Annotated in this window: 18 protein-coding genes; 9 read left to right on the top strand and 9 right to left on the bottom strand. The window is 57.3% G+C overall.

Going from position 1 to position 15,252, the window contains the following annotated elements:
• Positions 1 to 11 precede the first annotated feature (11 nt).
• A complete protein-coding gene (locus AC2FJF_RS06635; RefSeq protein WP_496724041.1) occupies positions 12 to 1,136 on the top strand; it encodes a beta-ketoacyl-ACP synthase III in 1,125 nt (374 codons plus the stop codon).
• An 8-nt stretch (positions 1,137 to 1,144) separates the two neighbouring features.
• Here AC2FJF_RS06635 and AC2FJF_RS06630 read toward each other — a convergent pair whose 3' ends face one another.
• Together AC2FJF_RS06630 and AC2FJF_RS06625 are read right to left on the bottom strand one after the other, a co-directional pair.
• Positions 1,145 to 2,149, bottom strand: coding sequence for a hypothetical protein (locus AC2FJF_RS06630; protein ID WP_496724039.1), 1,005 nt, complete (start codon positions 2,147 to 2,149; stop codon positions 1,145 to 1,147).
• A gap of 63 nt (positions 2,150 to 2,212) precedes the next feature.
• Positions 2,213 to 2,674, bottom strand: a complete 462-nt coding sequence (locus AC2FJF_RS06625) for a hypothetical protein (RefSeq protein ID WP_058275729.1) — start codon at positions 2,672 to 2,674, stop codon at positions 2,213 to 2,215.
• Between the two features lie 354 nt (positions 2,675 to 3,028).
• On the opposite strand from AC2FJF_RS06625, the gene AC2FJF_RS06620 reads away from it, so the two are divergent.
• Positions 3,029 to 3,607: a thymidine kinase gene (locus AC2FJF_RS06620; RefSeq protein WP_496724037.1), complete on the top strand. Its 579-nt coding sequence runs from the start codon at positions 3,029 to 3,031 to the stop codon at positions 3,605 to 3,607.
• Here AC2FJF_RS06620 and AC2FJF_RS06615 read toward each other — a convergent pair.
• The 5 genes from AC2FJF_RS06615 to AC2FJF_RS06595 all read right to left on the bottom strand — a co-directional run bounded on the left by AC2FJF_RS06615 (position 3,604) and on the right by AC2FJF_RS06595 (position 6,799).
• Complete coding sequence (locus AC2FJF_RS06615) at positions 3,604 to 4,554, bottom strand: 2-hydroxyacid dehydrogenase (protein WP_496724035.1); 951 nt, start codon at positions 4,552 to 4,554, stop codon at positions 3,604 to 3,606. The two genes, AC2FJF_RS06620 and AC2FJF_RS06615, sit on opposite strands and share 4 nt — an antisense overlap.
• A complete protein-coding gene (locus AC2FJF_RS06610) occupies positions 4,554 to 4,892 on the bottom strand; it encodes a tRNA-binding protein (protein WP_058275547.1) in 339 nt (112 codons plus the stop codon). Before AC2FJF_RS06610 ends, AC2FJF_RS06615 begins: the two co-directional genes overlap by 1 nt.
• Positions 4,885 to 5,700, bottom strand: a complete 816-nt coding sequence (gene proC, locus AC2FJF_RS06605; protein ID WP_496724033.1) for a pyrroline-5-carboxylate reductase — start codon at positions 5,698 to 5,700, stop codon at positions 4,885 to 4,887. The genes AC2FJF_RS06610 and proC overlap by 8 nt, the downstream gene beginning before the upstream one ends.
• 36 nt (positions 5,701 to 5,736) lie before the next feature.
• Positions 5,737 to 6,237 carry a type III secretion system chaperone family protein gene (locus AC2FJF_RS06600; RefSeq protein WP_496724030.1) on the bottom strand — a complete coding sequence of 167 codons (501 nt, stop codon included), beginning with the start codon at positions 6,235 to 6,237 and terminating at the stop codon, positions 5,737 to 5,739.
• Positions 6,238 to 6,550: 313 nt separating this feature from the next.
• Entirely contained in the window at positions 6,551 to 6,799 is a 249-nt protein-coding gene (locus AC2FJF_RS06595; protein ID WP_050604795.1) for an accessory factor UbiK family protein, read from the bottom strand.
• A 97-nt stretch (positions 6,800 to 6,896) separates the two neighbouring features.
• Here AC2FJF_RS06595 and lgt point away from each other — a divergent pair, with 97 nt between their 5' ends.
• The 3 genes from lgt to pgeF are packed head-to-tail and all read left to right on the top strand — an operon-like array spanning position 6,897 to position 9,603.
• Positions 6,897 to 7,784 carry a prolipoprotein diacylglyceryl transferase gene (lgt, locus tag AC2FJF_RS06590; protein ID WP_496724028.1) on the top strand — a complete coding sequence of 296 codons (888 nt, stop codon included), beginning with the start codon at positions 6,897 to 6,899 and terminating at the stop codon, positions 7,782 to 7,784.
• Positions 7,781 to 8,848 carry a class I SAM-dependent methyltransferase gene (locus AC2FJF_RS06585; protein WP_496724026.1) on the top strand — a complete coding sequence of 356 codons (1,068 nt, stop codon included), beginning with the start codon at positions 7,781 to 7,783 and terminating at the stop codon, positions 8,846 to 8,848. Before lgt ends, AC2FJF_RS06585 begins: the two co-directional genes overlap by 4 nt.
• Positions 8,845 to 9,603: a peptidoglycan editing factor PgeF gene (pgeF, locus tag AC2FJF_RS06580; RefSeq protein WP_496724024.1), complete on the top strand. Its 759-nt coding sequence runs from the start codon at positions 8,845 to 8,847 to the stop codon at positions 9,601 to 9,603. Before AC2FJF_RS06585 ends, pgeF begins: the two co-directional genes overlap by 4 nt.
• A gap of 220 nt (positions 9,604 to 9,823) precedes the next feature.
• Here pgeF and AC2FJF_RS06575 read toward each other — a convergent pair whose 3' ends face one another.
• Positions 9,824 to 10,051 carry a hypothetical protein gene (locus tag AC2FJF_RS06575; RefSeq protein ID WP_496724022.1) on the bottom strand — a complete coding sequence of 76 codons (228 nt, stop codon included), beginning with the start codon at positions 10,049 to 10,051 and terminating at the stop codon, positions 9,824 to 9,826.
• Positions 10,052 to 10,333: 282 nt separating this feature from the next.
• Between AC2FJF_RS06575 and AC2FJF_RS06570 the strand changes: the two genes are divergently transcribed.
• Positions 10,334 to 11,116, top strand: coding sequence for a Hint domain-containing protein (locus AC2FJF_RS06570; RefSeq protein WP_496724020.1), 783 nt, complete (start codon positions 10,334 to 10,336; stop codon positions 11,114 to 11,116).
• A gap of 116 nt (positions 11,117 to 11,232) precedes the next feature.
• On the opposite strand, the gene AC2FJF_RS06565 is transcribed toward AC2FJF_RS06570, so the two are convergent.
• Complete coding sequence (locus AC2FJF_RS06565; protein ID WP_108859290.1) at positions 11,233 to 11,733, bottom strand: Lrp/AsnC family transcriptional regulator; 501 nt, start codon at positions 11,731 to 11,733, stop codon at positions 11,233 to 11,235.
• 226 nt (positions 11,734 to 11,959) lie between these two features.
• Between AC2FJF_RS06565 and trxB the strand changes: the two genes are divergently transcribed.
• The 3 genes from trxB to AC2FJF_RS06550 are packed head-to-tail and all read left to right on the top strand — an operon-like array spanning position 11,960 to position 15,104.
• Positions 11,960 to 12,901, top strand: a complete 942-nt coding sequence (trxB, locus tag AC2FJF_RS06560) for a thioredoxin-disulfide reductase (RefSeq protein ID WP_282118987.1) — start codon at positions 11,960 to 11,962, stop codon at positions 12,899 to 12,901.
• A gap of 4 nt (positions 12,902 to 12,905) precedes the next feature.
• Positions 12,906 to 13,382: an RES family NAD+ phosphorylase gene (locus AC2FJF_RS06555; protein WP_496724017.1), complete on the top strand. Its 477-nt coding sequence runs from the start codon at positions 12,906 to 12,908 to the stop codon at positions 13,380 to 13,382.
• Between the two features lie 51 nt (positions 13,383 to 13,433).
• Positions 13,434 to 15,104, top strand: coding sequence for an adenylate/guanylate cyclase domain-containing protein (locus AC2FJF_RS06550; RefSeq protein ID WP_496724015.1), 1,671 nt, complete (start codon positions 13,434 to 13,436; stop codon positions 15,102 to 15,104).
• Positions 15,105 to 15,252: the final 148 nt, after the last annotated feature.

The raw sequence follows: 15,252 nt of genomic DNA, 5'->3' as shown, positions 1-15,252 counted from the left end.
CAGGTCTTATCATGTACACGCCCGCGATCACCGGCTCAGGTGTTTTCACCCCCGAAAACGTCATCACCAACGCCGAACTTGTCACGGCCTTCAACGCCTATGCCGACAAGATGAACGCCCAAAACGCAGACGCAATCGCGGCGGGTGAGATTGAGCCGATGCAGCATTCGTCGGAAGAGTTCATCTTCAAGGCCTCGGGTATCGAGAAACGCTACGTGATGGACAAGGACGGTGTTCTGGACCCTGACGTGATGCATCCCTTGTTGCGTCAACGTGGCGATGACGAACCGGGCATCATGACCGAGATGGCCGTGGATGCGTGTAAAAAGGCGCTGGAACAGGCCGGGCGCAGCGCTGAGGACGTTGATCTGGTGATCTGCGCCGCCTCGAACCACGAACGCGCCTATCCTGCGGTTGCTATCGAGATACAGCAGGCCCTTGGGATCAACGGGTTCGGGTTTGATATGAATGTCGCCTGTTCTTCGGCCACTTTCGGGATTCAGGCCGCCGCGGACATGGTCCGCTCCGGCTCGGTCCGCGCCGCATTGGTGGTAAACCCCGAGATTTGTTCAGGGCATCTGGAATGGCGCGACCGCGATTGTCATTTCATCTTTGGCGACGTGGCCACCGCCACTTTGATCGAGCGGGTCGAAGACGCGAAGGGTCCGCATTTCGAAATTCTGTCAACACGCTGCGCGACCGAATTCTCGAACAATATCCGCAACAACAACGGCTTCCTGCGTCGTTCACGCCCTGACGGGGTGGTCGACCGCCGTGACATGCAGTTCATGCAGAACGGACGCAAAGTCTTCAAAGAAGTGCTGCCAATGGTCAGCAAGCACATCTCGGATCACATGGAATCTGAGGGTGTGGAGAATACAGACCTCAAACGTCTGTGGTTGCATCAGGCCAACAAGACCATGAATGACTTCATCGGCAAGAAGGTTCTGGGACGCGAACCCGAGGCTGGCGAACAGCCCAACATCCTGCAGGACTATGCAAACACGTCCTCGGCCGGTTCCATCATCGCGTTTTCCAAGTATTCAGATGATCTGACTGATGGTGACGTAGGGCTGATCTGTTCCTTCGGCGCCGGTTATTCGGTGGGTTCGGTGATAGTGAAGCGACACGGTTGATGCCGGGATCACACGGGGCGAACACCAAGCCAAGGACCGTCGCGGCTCTTTCGGGTTACCTCTAACCAACGGTCTGACCCTGACTTGCACCACTGGTTCAAGACTGGGTCTAGTGGCCGCGTAAACCTCGCTACAACCTGATCACTGTCCAACCTGACCTGCGCTAAGTCGGTTTCGGGCAATACGGCTCTTAGCGCATCGCCAAGCTCATTCAGGCCGTCCCGTGCCGAGATATCAGCAGTTGGAAACTGAGTCGAAATGTGAAAGTTGGAAATAGCCAATTCTTCTTCTTTTGGCATTCCCTGCAAACCGGCAACAATCAGATTGCGCCCTAAATCCTGACAGGCCAGCTCACAGCCTCTGTTCGAATTGCGCGGTCGCGGCCACTTCCAAAGATCGAATCTCAAATGAATCTGGAGTTGCCCCTCCGTTGGCAAAACGTAACGGCTTGGGCATGTTTTTATGTCCGCAACGCTTGTTGAACCGTCGATCAGCCAAACACCATCATCGGTTACATCCGTTGTCACCTCGGCCAACTCTTTCAGCCTGAACTTTTCGTCCAAGACCGGACGCACCAAAATCGCATTCGGAAAAGCCTGCGTACAGACCTTTAAAATTACCCGAGACGTTTCGAGCGTGATCCGGTCCAAGTAAGCTCGAAGGTAGGTTGTTTGTCCGGACAGGTCAGTGTTTCTGTCTGCATCAGGGCTGGTTTCCGTGGGTACAACACCCTGAACAGTGACACCAAAATAGTGGCAGAACTGCCTCAGCGAAATCGTTCCGTCTAAGGTCGGGCCAACATCAGCTGACAAAATCGGCTCGGCGCTGATGGGGTCGGCACCGGGTTTTTCAGCAATCTGAACGCTCAGCCGACCGCCTCGGTAGCGAACATAAACATCCTGTTCGTCATGGGTTTGGCCATAGAACTGGCTCGGACATGACCCGCCGCCGTTCAGCAAGGCAAGGTCAAGATTCAGAGGTTTAGGAAGCTTGGGCGTATGGAAGTCAAACATAGTTTATCGCGTGATCCCCATGCGAGGGGTAATTGACCGTAGCAAAAACAAAGCAAACCGCCGTCAGCTCACGCTTTCCTCTTCCAGGTGCAGCTTCATGTCCAGCAGGACCTGTTGCAGCTGGCTGGTTTCCCTCAGAAGGCGCTTGGCTTCGTTCACCGTGATGATGCCGTCCTCGATCGCCGATTGATATTCGGTCATCAGCATCGCAAACCGCTGGCTCAGCGCGATGACGTCGGAATTCACTCCGCCAGTACGGGGGCTGTCGTCATTGCGCCCGTCATAGGACAGGGTGATATTTTTCAGATCGGCCAGCGCCGAGGTGACGTGGGGGAAGTTTGCCACTGCTTCAAGCCGCGCCACCGCATCGACCGGCATGAACCGATCAGTATGTTCGACATTGTCAGAATAATAACGGCCCAACGTGGCTTTGGATTTGCCTGTAATCTCACACGCGGATTCGATTCCCACGTCTTTAACCAGCGCTTCAGTGTGTTTTTTCAGGTAGGCCCCGATATCTGCCATGTTTTTACCTTTACTGCCTGCACGCCCCACTAAATCTGCCATTGCGGGGGAAAGGGAAAAGAAAATTCCCATACTCGATTCATAATTGAAATGTCATATGTTGGCTATCCCTCAGATATGCGGGGGTTTTGTGAGTGAGTGGAGGCATTTAATGCCAGTAATGAGTGATTGCGGGTCGGTATTCTTGTCCTGCTACGGTTAGGCCGCATGTTGGCCGACGGCGTCGCTGTTGTTGAGGCGGGGGAATCCATCCCCAATGGGCTTACGCTCGACCTCTGCAACAATAACGGCGACGTCGCTTATTAAAGCTCTTGATGGCTTGCCCGATCAAAGCAGGCGTTTTAGACCCGACCCATGGCAAAACTATACTTTAATTATTCGACGATGAACGCGGGAAAATCGACCGTGTTACTGCAAGCCTCGCACAATTACCGTGAGAGGGGGATGGACACCTATTTGATGACCGCGGCCCTTGATGGCCGGGCCGGTGTTGGCAGGATTGCGTCGCGGATCGGCATATCGGCTGATGCGGACACGTTCGCCGCTGGAACCGACGTGTTCGCGATGATTGAACAGCGCCTGAAAAAAGGGAACGTCACCTGCGTTTTTGTCGATGAGGCGCAATTTCTGACCGAAGAGCAAGTCTGGCAATTGGCCCGTGCAGTGGATGACCTGCGGGTGCCTGTGCTTGCCTATGGCTTGCGCGTGGATTTTCAGGGCTGCCTGTTTCCCGGCTCCGCTGCCTTGCTGGCATTGGCAGACGAGATGCGCGAAGTGCGGACCATTTGCGAATGCGGCCGCAAGGCGACGATGGTCATCCGTCAAGACGAAAACGGCAACGCCATCACCGAGGGCGCGCAGGTGCAGATCGGCGGCAATGAAACTTATATTTCGCTGTGCCGCAAACACTGGCGCGAGGCCGTCGGGCGCTAGACCGGGTTCGGCAAAGATCGCCCCGCGACGAAAGCAGTAACGTTGTCCAGCGCTATATGCCCCATATCGGTGCGCACCTCTTCGGTCGCGGTGCCAAGATGGGGCAGTATCGTCACATTCTCCATATCGCGCAGGGCCTGCGGAACGGTGGGTTCGAACTCATACACATCAAGGCCGGCGCCTGCGATCTGACCGGATTGCAGGGCAGCGATCAGGGAGGATTCGTCCACAACTTCTCCGCGCGCGATGTTGATCAAGATGCCCGAAGGTTTCATCGCCTCCAGCACCGGCGCATTGATCAGGTGGCGCGTTTGCGCACCGCCTGGAACGGCGAGCACCAGGAAATCGACCGCAGCCGCAAGTTCTTTCAGGTCTGGTATGTTTTCTGCGGGAAACTCCACCTCTTTCGGGGTGCGCGACTGGTACGCCACGTCCATCCCAAAACCGAAATGACAACGCCACGAAATGGCCTGACCAATTCGGCCCATCCCGACGATCCCAACGCGTTTTCCGGTCACATGATGCCCCAGCATTTGCGTCGGATGCCAGCCTTGCCATTTGCCCGAACGAACCAGCCGTTCCCCCTCGCCCGCGCGGCGCGCGGTCGACAACAGCAACGTCATCGCGATGTCAGCAGTGGCATCGGTAACCGCACCGGGGGTGTTAGTGACCTGAACCCCTGCGGCCTGCGCGGCAGCGACGTCGATATGGTTGTACCCCACACCGAAATTGGCCAGCAGTTTGCAGCGCGGTTGCGGCACTTCCGCGAAAATTGTGGCCGAAAACTGATCGCCCAGGGTGGGCACGACCACATCAAATTCGGCCAATGCGTGCCGCATTTCGTCGGGCGACATTGGCAACGTGCTGCTGCGGATCTCGACGTCGAACTCGGCGCGAGCGCGCGCCTCGACGGCGGCCGTCATGGGGCGTGCGATCAAAAGTTTCATCAGTGCATCCGCCCGCCGGTTGGAACCTCGCCATCCGGACCGATCAGAACGATCTCGCCCTTGTCGTCGGGCAGGCCCAGCACCAGAACCTCGGACATGAACTTGCCGATCTGGCGCGGTGGGAAATTGACAACGGCCATCACCTGCTTGCCAACCAACGTCGTCGGATCGTAATGCGCCGTTATCTGGGCCGAGGTTCTGCGCTCGCCAATTTCGTCACCAAAGTCGATCCACATCTTGATCGCGGGCTTACGGGCCTCTGGGTAAGGCTCGGCGCGTACAACCTTACCGACCCGAATGTCGACCTTCAGAAAATCATCGAATGAAATCTCACTCACGGGACAGCTCCTTGGATCGGTCAGTTGCAGCCTTGACGGCGCGGTGCAACAGGTCGGGGAAACCTTCTTCTTCATGCATCAGCACTTCAAGCGCAGCTTGCGTCGTACCGTTGGGCGACGTCACGTTGACGCGCAATTGCGAGGGGTCTTCCTCTGCCGCCATGGCTAAAGCCCCTGCCCCGGCAACGGTCGATTTGGCCAGTTTCATCGCCAGATCAGGCGGCAAGCCCTGCGCCTGTCCGGCTGCTGCCAGCGTTTCGATCAGGTGGAAGACATAAGCAGGCCCCGAACCGCTCAGCCCGGTCACCGCGTCCATCTGCGCCTCGTCCTCAAGGCGAACTGTGTCACCAATTGCGGATAGTAGGTTTTCCGTTAGGGCTATATCGGCGTCTGAGGCGTTTGCATTGCCGATCAATGCTGTGATCCCCTGCCGGATCGCCGCCGGTGTATTTGGCATCGCCCGCACAATTGGGGTGCCTTCACCCAACAAAGCTTCAAAGGTGGCGATTGATGTGCCCGCTGCGACTGACACAAACAGGCTGCCGCCTCCGCCCAGCGCTTTGATCGCTGGCAGTGCCTCGCCCATCATCTGTGGCTTGACGGCCACCAATACGACCGCCGGGGCCTCGGGTAATGGAGTGTTGATATTGACGCCCTGCGCCTTCAGCCAATCCGAAGGATACGGGTCGATCACCCAGACGGCTGACGTAGGAAGGCCATGCTCCAACCAACCGGCGAGCATGGCCGAACCCATCTTGCCGCATCCCAGAAGAACCAGCCCCTGCTCGGCGACGCGTGACATGTCCATGATTGCCCCTCTCCATATCCGGTTTGGGGCAAATCTTTACGCGCGACCGTAGGCCTCTGCAATGGCGACCTGCATTGCATCCTCGGGATCGCGGTTGCCCCAGGTGACCAGTTGGATCGCGGGGTAATAGCGCTCGGCGCTCAGAACCGCGGCGGTGATCATTGTGTCGATCTGTTCCGGGCTGGCCATCTGGCCACCCGCCAGAACCAAACCGTACCGGTAGACCATCAGCTTTTGATTGGCCCAATACGTAAATGCACCGGCCCAGCACTGATCATTCATCTTATTGAGCAGCTCATAAAGCTCGTTCTCGCGCTCGGATGGAGGTTCCATTTCGAAAGAACACACCATGCGGAGCGTTTCGTCATAGTTGGACCAGGCCAAGGTGATCGAATAGGTGCGCCACTGTCCTTCGACAGCCATGGCAATCTGATCATCCCCGATCCGGTCGAAATCCCAGTCGTGGTGTTCGGCAAGATGTTCAACAATGTCGATTGGATGAAGGTCTTCTTCGAGAAACTGTTCGGAAAGGGCCATAATGCCACCTCACTAATCTCTAGCCTTTTAGGGGCTGGCAGCGCCCCAACGCTAGTTGCTTGCTCTACAAGCCGGGCTTCCCCAGTCTGCCTGTACTAGATATGGTGCGCCGCTGGCAGGGTTCTGGCAACCCTATTTGTTGGGGATAACATCAATAAGTTGTGGACAGTCGGCAACGGCGATCAAAATATTGGCGCCACCGCCAGCTTTGTCTTGATTAAATTTGGTAAGGCGTCAAAATACACAACACCGCACAATCCCAGCGTGGATTGCGCGGCGGTTTTCTTTTTTCAAAATCTCGAGTGTGCGGAACTTATTTGTCCAGCTTGGCTTCAAGCGCGGCAATACGTGCCTCAAGCGCTGCGTTCTCTTCGCGCGCCTTCTGGGCCATGGCGCGCACAGCATCAAATTCTTCGCGCGTGACGAAATCACGATCGGCTAACCAGCGGTCGATCATCGACTTCATGGCATTCTCGGCCTCTTCCCGCGCGCCTTGCGCGACGCCCATGGCGTTGGTCATCAGTTGGGAAACGTCATCAAGAATCTTATTACGGGTTTGCATGGCTTTACTCCGGTATCGCGGTTGGTCTCTATATGGGTAAAGAATGGCCCGGGCTCAAGGTTGACTTGCCCCGCTAACCCCGGGCAATGAGACGCACATGCAGGCTGTTCTGAATTTCCCCGACCTTTCGCCCGAAGTTTTCTCGATCTCGCTGTTCGGGATGGAGTTCGCACTTAGATGGTACGCGCTGGCCTATATCGCCGGTATTCTGATCGCATGGCGATTGGGTACTGTGGCGCTGAAGCGCCCGGCACTTTGGCCTGCAGATACTCCACCGATGAAACCGCAGCAGTTGGAGGATCTGATCACGTGGATCATCCTCGGCGTGATTCTCGGCGGGCGTCTGGGGTTCGTTCTGTTTTACCAACCGGCTTACTACCTATCGCACCCGTTGGAGATATTGATGATCTGGCAGGGCGGTATGGCCTTCCATGGTGGTTTGCTGGGGGTCGTCGTTGCGTCCTATCTCTATGCGCGGCGTTACCAGGTCCCGGTTTTGTCTTTGGCCGATCTGATCGCACACGCTGTGCCGCCCGGACTGCTGTTGGGGCGGTTGGCGAACTTCACTAATGCCGAGCTTTGGGGGCGACCCAGCGACGTTCCATGGGCAGTGATCTTTCCAGGTGGCGCCGCGCAGGACTGCCCTGGTGTTGTGGCCGGGATGTGTGCCCGACACCCCTCGCAGCTTTATGAAGCTGCACTGGAAGGTTTGTTGCTGGGCGCACTTCTACTGTGGATGGCCTATCGGCGTGGGGCGTTTCACAAGCCCGGTCTGGTGATGGGTGTATTTCTGGCAGGTTATGGCGCCTCGCGTTTCATTGTTGAGTTCTTTCGTCAGCCTGACGCACAGTTCGTCTCGGCAGGGAATCCGCTGGGGCTGGCGTGGCACGTGGGCGGCTATGGCCTGACCATGGGGCAAATGCTATCGCTGCCAATGATCGCGCTTGGCCTTTGGTTTGCACTGCGCGCGAGACGCACTCAATGAACCTTAAGGATCACCTACTGGCGCAAATTGCGCTGAATGGCCCGATGAGCGTGGCCGATTTCATGACTGAATGCCTGCTGAACCCTAAGTTTGGATACTACACCACCCGCGATCCGCTGGGGGCGCAGGGGGATTTCATCACTGCACCGGAAATCAGCCAGATGTTCGGAGAGTTGATCGGGCTTGCTCTGGCGCAAAGCTGGATGGATCAAGGCAAGCCGGACAGGTTCATTCTAGCAGAGCTGGGACCGGGTCGCGGCACACTGATGGCAGATATCCTGCGCGCAACCAGCAGCATATCTGGATTTCACGAGGCCGCAGAAATTGTTTTGTTCGAGGCCTCCCCTGCCCTGCGGGACAGGCAGGCGCAATTGCTGAGCTGTCACAACCCGCGCTGGATCGATACGCTCATCGACCTGCCCGAAGCCCCCCTGTTTCTGGTGGCGAACGAGTTTTTTGATGCCCTGCCAGTCCGCCAATTCATACGTGAAGGTGATGGCTGGCGCGAACGTCTAATCGGTGCGCAGGGCGAATCGCTTACGTATGGGCTGGGGCTGAACACGGCTCAGATCGGTCTGGCGGATCGCATGACCGACACCCAAGATAGCGATTTGGTTGAACTTTGCGCGGCCGCAATTCCGATCCTGACCGTGATCGCTGGGCGGATCGCCACTTATGGCGGGGCGGGTCTGATCGTGGATTACGGTTACTGGCATTCGCTGGGCGACACGTTTCAAGCTTTGCAATCACATGAACGTGTTGATCCCCTGCAAGCTCCGGGTCGGGCGGATCTGACCGCGCATGTAGATTTTGAGCCCCTTGCTATTGCCGCACGCGCCGCCGGGTGCGCCCATACAAAGCTGACACCTCAGGGCATGTTTCTGGAACGGCTGGGCATCACGGCCCGCGCACAGGCGCTGGCTGCGCCACTCGGCGGGTCTGAGCTTGAGGCGCTCATTGCTGCACATCGCCGGTTGACGCATCCCGAGGAAATGGGAAATCTGTTCAAAGTACTGGGCCTCTACCCTTCTTATGCTGCACCTCCACCGGGACTGGAACCATGACATTGGAAATTCTGACCTCGGACGTCCTATCGCCTGTCCGCCACGGGTTTTTCAGCCGTCGGGGCGGAGCGTCTTCCGGAATATTCGCGGGTTTAAACTGCGGCTATGGCTCGTCTGACCAAACCGAAGCGGTGGCAGTGAACCGTCAGCGCGTGGCCGCGGCGATGGAGGTCAACCCGGACGCATTGGTCGGGGTGCATCAAGTGCATTCCCCAACCGTTCTGACGGTGGACGCTCCGATAAATGGCGACAAACCCAAAGCGGATGCGGTTGTCACCGCAACCCCGGGATTGGCGCTGACGATTCTGACAGCGGATTGCCAACCGGTCCTGTTTGCCGATTCTGACGCGAATGTGATCGGGGCTGCGCATGCCGGGTGGCGCGGTGCTTTGGACGGTGTATTGGAGGCAACCCTGGACGCGATGGAGGCATTGGGCGCGCAGCGGGAAAACACCGTCGCTGTCATTGGTCCTACGATTTCTCAAAACGCGTATGAGGTCGGTCCAGATTTCCTGGATGAATTCGCAGCGGATTCGCCCGAAAACCTTAGGTTCTTCGCGAATGGCAATGGGGATCGACTGCAGTTCGACCTGCCCGCCTTCGGTCTGCACAGATTGCGGCAAGCCGGGGTGGGTCAGGCGGAATGGACGCGGCACTGCACCTATTCAGACCCGGACAGATTTTATTCCTTCCGCCGCTCGACCCACGCGAAAGAAGCCGATTATGGCCGTTTGATCTCCGCCATTAAATTGTAGAGCGCGCCCAAAATGTGGCGAAATCGCCGCTTTTTCGCCACATTTGTTGTGTCTGTTTGAGTCGAGACATTTTGACTTTTATTGTCCGCACTCAGGTGTTTATCAAACGATTATCCCGCGGTGCGAGGCATTCCAAAGAAGAGGATCTGCCGACCTTCGACTTTACTGTTTAAATCCTGAGTCAGCCTTATCGGTGCCGCATTGACGCGCCACACTGATCCTACACAGGAACCCGGGGTAGCTGCCCCGGTACGACTAGGAATAATAACATGAAGGTTAAATCTCGTTTTCTCAGTGCCGTTGTTGCGGCCACGCGAGAAAAGGCACCGGAAATGCCGTGGAAACGGGTTTCCAGTTCTTCGGTCAGGGTCGCGCGCCGCTTGGCACGCCAACGCTGATCAAAAGCCCAAGGAACCATGCTGCCGGTTCCAAGGGTCAAGACGCACATCGGAGGGGTGCTCCGGGCCGGTGTGTGACCAACCGCTGAAATTTCCAGCGGCCTGGTTCAGGGGTGTGTGTGCGCAGGTAACTTCCGCCTGTGTTTTAGTGAGTTTGTCTGGGGGGTCAGTGTGTTGACCAAAGGAAAGCGAAAGTTCATCGCGTTGCGACGCCGCAAAGGCGTGCGCCCTGAGGTCGCTATCTCATTAAAGACAAAGAAAACGCCGGTCAGGTTGCCCTGTACGGAGGGCTTTATCCGTCTGAACGGTATTTTAGGAGGGACGGAATAAGAATGACAATTCCACATTCCTTGACGCGCGCAGCCAGAAACGCGGTCAAAACTTCGGCCATGCTGCGCGAAATTCCGAAGACAAACGCAAGACCAAAGGCGCAGTTGCGGCGCTATGAGGTCAGTACCTTGATGCCGAACGGAGATGTTTCGCAAACGCGCCACATCGCCCCGGCATTGCCCATGTTCGAAGACGCCTTTTGTGCCTTTACACGCGGATCCCTGGTGGAAACCGAAAACGGCCCATTGGCGATCGAAGATCTGCTGCCGGGCGACTTGGTTCTGACACAGGATGGCGCGCTGCAGACCGTGTTGTGGAAGGGGTCGGTGACCCTGATTCCCGGACGCGAGGATTCGCGTGGCCGAACACGCCCGCTAACTCGGATCATGGCCGATACATTTGGAATGCAAAAGCCGCTGTCCGGCGTAATCGCGGGACCCGCAGCACGTCTGCTGGGCACACCTGCGCATCTGCGCCATTTACACGACGGGGGCGAAATTCTGACCCCTGTCCATGAATTCCAGGACGGTATGAGCGTGATCGAAACATTGCCGCCGACCCCGATTGAGCTGTTTCACATCTGCCTGAAACGTCATTCGGTCATCAAGGTCGATGGCCTGCAATTCGAATCATACCATCCGGGAGTCAATGCCGCACGCCAGGTTAGCCAATCGCTCAGATCGATCTACTTGAACTTGTTTGCGCATATCGAATCGCTGAGCGATTTTGGTCCACTGGTTCTACCACGCGCAGGAGACGGTGAGATAAATGCGCTTTCTGCGTGACAACGAAAACTAACTGCAATGTGGGGGCATTATGCAGCTGATAATTAGTTGGTTTCTATCATTAACGGTCGCAGCTTTTCTGCCGCCGTCAAAACCGCATCAAAAGCGAATGATGTTCACGCCGTCCGGTTCATTCGTTCTTCCAGAACGTCGAAGGGAACGCCGGGTTCGTCTTTGGCGCCGCGAATAACCAGCGATGTTTTTACGCTGGCTACATTGGGCGTAGTCAACAGCTCGCCCGTCAGGAACTGCTGAAAACTGCTCAGGTCGGGGGCGACGCATTTCAGGATAAAGTCCACCTCGCCGTTCAACATGTGGCATTCCCGGACCAGCGGCCATTCGCGGCAGCGTTCCTCGAACGCGTTCAGTTCGGATTCGGCCTGGCTTTCCAGCCCCACCATGGCAAAGACCTGAACCTCGAACCCCAACTCGCGTGAGTTCACATCGGCATGGTAGCCGCGGATAAGCCCGGAATCCTCAAGCGTACGCACGCGCCGCAGGCAAGGCGGCGCAGAAATACCTACGCGTTTTGCCAGCTCTACATTAGTCATGCGACCGTCTGCCTGCAATTCTGCCAAAATCTTGCGGTCAATCTCATCCAGCCGTATCGCGACCATGAAATGCTCCTAATTTTTCGGTTGTTATATCAGCACCCGACCAATGCGCAATTATCTTTCGCACCTGCGCAATATTCTATATTTTCAATGTTCTTTTTTTGGGCACCTTGCCGCAAATGCATGGCTGCCTGTCAAAAGGTTGGGGGTTTAAGCCCTGCGCGACGCTCGCTATATCCATCCGTCAGGGGCCACGCGCCCCAATCAGGCAGATCGAGTTGGGGGTACTATGGCCGAAACACGACACACCAGGGTTCTGATCATCGGATCGGGACCGGCCGGTTACACGGCCGGCGTTTATGCAAGCCGCGCGATGCTAGAGCCGATTCTGGTTCAGGGCATCGAGCCGGGTGGCCAGCTGACCACAACGACCGAGGTCGAAAACTGGCCCGGCGATACCGAGGTTCAAGGCCCCGACCTGATGGTGCGTATGCAGGACCATGCCAAGGCGATGGGCTGTGAAATCATCGGTGACATCATCAACGATCTGGACCTCAGCAAACGCCCGTTCACCGCAACCGGCGACAGCGGCACTGTTTACACAGCAGATGCCGTCATTCTGGCCACCGGCGCGCGCGCCAAGTGGCTGGGGCTGCCGTCGGAAGAGAAATTTAAGGGCTTTGGCGTTTCGGCTTGCGCGACCTGCGACGGGTTCTTCTATCGCGGGCAGGAAATCGTGGTGATCGGCGGCGGCAACACTGCTGTCGAAGAGGCGCTGTTCCTGACCAATTTTGCCAGCAAGGTCACTTTGATCCATCGTCGTGATGAGCTGCGCGCGGAAAAGATCCTGCAGGACCGGCTGCTGAAGCATGAAAAAATCGAACCCCTGTGGTTCCACGAGTTAGAAGAAGTGACCGGCACCGATGCCCCGCTGGGCGTCGAAGGTGTGCGGGTCAAAAACGTGAAGACCGGCGAGATTACCGAGATCCCCTGCAAAGGCGTTTTTGTCGCGATCGGACACGCACCTGCCAATGAACTGGTCAAGGACTCACTGGAAAGCCATATGGGCGGCTATGTCGTGACCAAGCCAGGTTCGACCGAGACCTCGGTGCCGGGTGTTTTTGCCGCCGGGGATCTGACGGACCACATCTACCGGCAGGCTGTGACCAGCGCCGGCATGGGATGCATGGCCGCACTGGACGCCGAGCGTTTCCTGGCCGAACAGGATTGATCTGATGCTGGAATTCTCTGGCCCGGCCTGGAGAATTCTCTTTCTGACGCAATTGAACGCCCCTTTGGCCCCTGCAAGGGCGCCGGAGGGGCGTTTTCATTACTCGGGGCAGACGGCGCTTTACGCATCGCTCAGCGCAGAAGGTCCCGGAGTTGCCATTCGGCGATATGTCTCGGCGGGCGATCCGCCACGGGTCTTACAACGGGCAACCGTGACAGGCGCAAAACTGGTCGACTTACGTGGACAGCGCGAGGCATCGGTCGTTTGGCAGGACATTCACGCCAAGCAGGGCACCTCGCCGACATGGAGGTTCTCGGACCGCGCGCGTGACGCAGGCGCTGACGGGTTGCTATACAGCTCGCGCTCGCGCCCCGAACTCAACCACATTGTCCTGTTCGACCCGTCGCCTTCGCTGATCCGTGTGAATACGCCGCCAACGGATTGGACACCGCCCTATCCGCAACCTGCGCTTGACCGCTAAGCTGCGGCGTATCAGACTCGGCCTCAGGCGAGACCAATGCAGGTGATCTGATTGAAAACTGTTCTGTGGCAAGGCGGGTGGGCAACCCGGCTGAGGATCGGCAGCGGCCTGGTTCTGTTCGCCTTTGCGTTCTTTCACTTCATCAACATCGGCCTTGGTCTATTTCACACAGACTACTTGCATGGCATGCAGGATGCCCGGCATGTAATCACACGCCACGATGTCGGCAGCATAATTCTCTATGCTGCTCTTTTGATTCACGCGGGGTTAGCCCTGTACTCGATCAGCCAGCGCCGGACTTTGCGCATGCCGTTCAGCACGGGGTTGCAGATGGTTCTGGGGTTGTTGATCCCATTGCAGCTGATCTCGCATATCGTGCAAACGCGCTATGCGAACACGGTCTACGATGTGAACGATGAAATGGGCTATATCATCGTTCTGATGTGGCCCAGCTTCGCGGTCTGGATGCAAAGCCTGTTGTTGCTGGTGGTATGGGTACACGGCTGTATCGGACTGCACATGTGGCTGCGGCTGACCCGCTGGTGGCCCAAGCTGGTGCCATATCTGATTGGCCTGGCTGTGTTTGTTCCCACATTTGCCCTTGCCGGGGTGTTGACGGAGGGGCGCCGGATCTGGGCTGATTTTGCAGACCCGTTTTTGCGCGAACAATATATCGAGCATTACAACTGGCCAACTCCCGAAGACTTCCAGCAGCTGTTCAGTGTCAAGGACAATGCGCTGACGGCGTTCTGGGTGGCCCTTGGCGCGTCCCTGACGGTTTTTGCGATCCGCAAGCTGTGGCGCCGCCGACATTCCGTGCGCGTAAAGTACGCTCAAGGCCCTGAGGTCGTTGCCGAAAAAGGAATGACCCTGCTTGAAATTTCCCAGGCCAACGGCATTCCACACACGGCGCTATGCGGTGGCAAAGGGCGCTGCACCACCTGCCGCGTGATTGTCGAGGAGGGCGGGGATCAACTGCCCGAACCCGGTGAGGTCGAAGCCCGAAGTCTTGCTGCGGTCAGTGCCCCGGCGGGCGCCCGGCTGGCATGCCAAATCCGCCCGATGGCTCCGATCACGGCGTTTCGAATGTTCCGCCCGGATGGCGCCCGACACCGGGCACATGCAAGCCAGGGTCAGGAACGGCAATTGGCGGTCCTGTTTCTGGACATGCGCGGCTTTACCTCGCGCACAGCTGGCCAACTGCCCTATGACATCGTTTTCCTGCTGAACCGATTTTTCGACGCCATCGTCCCCGCGATCACGGCCGAGGGCGGAGTGGTCGACAAATACATGGGCGACGGCCTGTTGGCCGTGTTCGAAACCAACGACGCCCAAAGCTCTGCTCGGGCCGGGATGAAAGCGGCCATTGATATCAGCCTTGCCTTGCAGCGTTTCAACCAGCAGCTGGAATCCGAGGGCAGCCCCCGGATCCGCATCGGAATGGGCCTTCATCTGGGGGACCTTGTTCTGGGTGAAATCGGTGCTGCGGGCCACGCCGCCCGTACAATCATCGGCGACACCGTAAATGTGGCCAGCCGGTTAGAGGCCGAAACCAAAACCCTGGGCTGCGAACTTCTGGTCTCGCAAGAGTTATTGCTGGTGGCAGGATATGACGGCGATATGCGGCAGGTTCGCCCATTCGAGCTGCGTGGCGTGACGCGACCGATTCCCGCCCTGCCCGTCCCCAAAGCCGTGGATCTGAACGCCAATGTCACTGCATAAGAACACTCGCCCTGAATTGGGTGGAATTGTTGCCCACATCGGGAACCAGCTTCGCAGATTGCCACGCAAACCGGAATTTCCTTCCATTGCGTGGAAAAACCGCGCATATCGTCCTTTGTTTCACCAAGGTATATGGACTTCACCCAAA

The sequence above is a fragment of the Ruegeria sp. CDSB013 genome (assembly GCF_059611165.1).
Note: the sequence above shows the minus strand (reverse complement) of the source record. Positions and strands in the feature narration are given on the sequence as shown.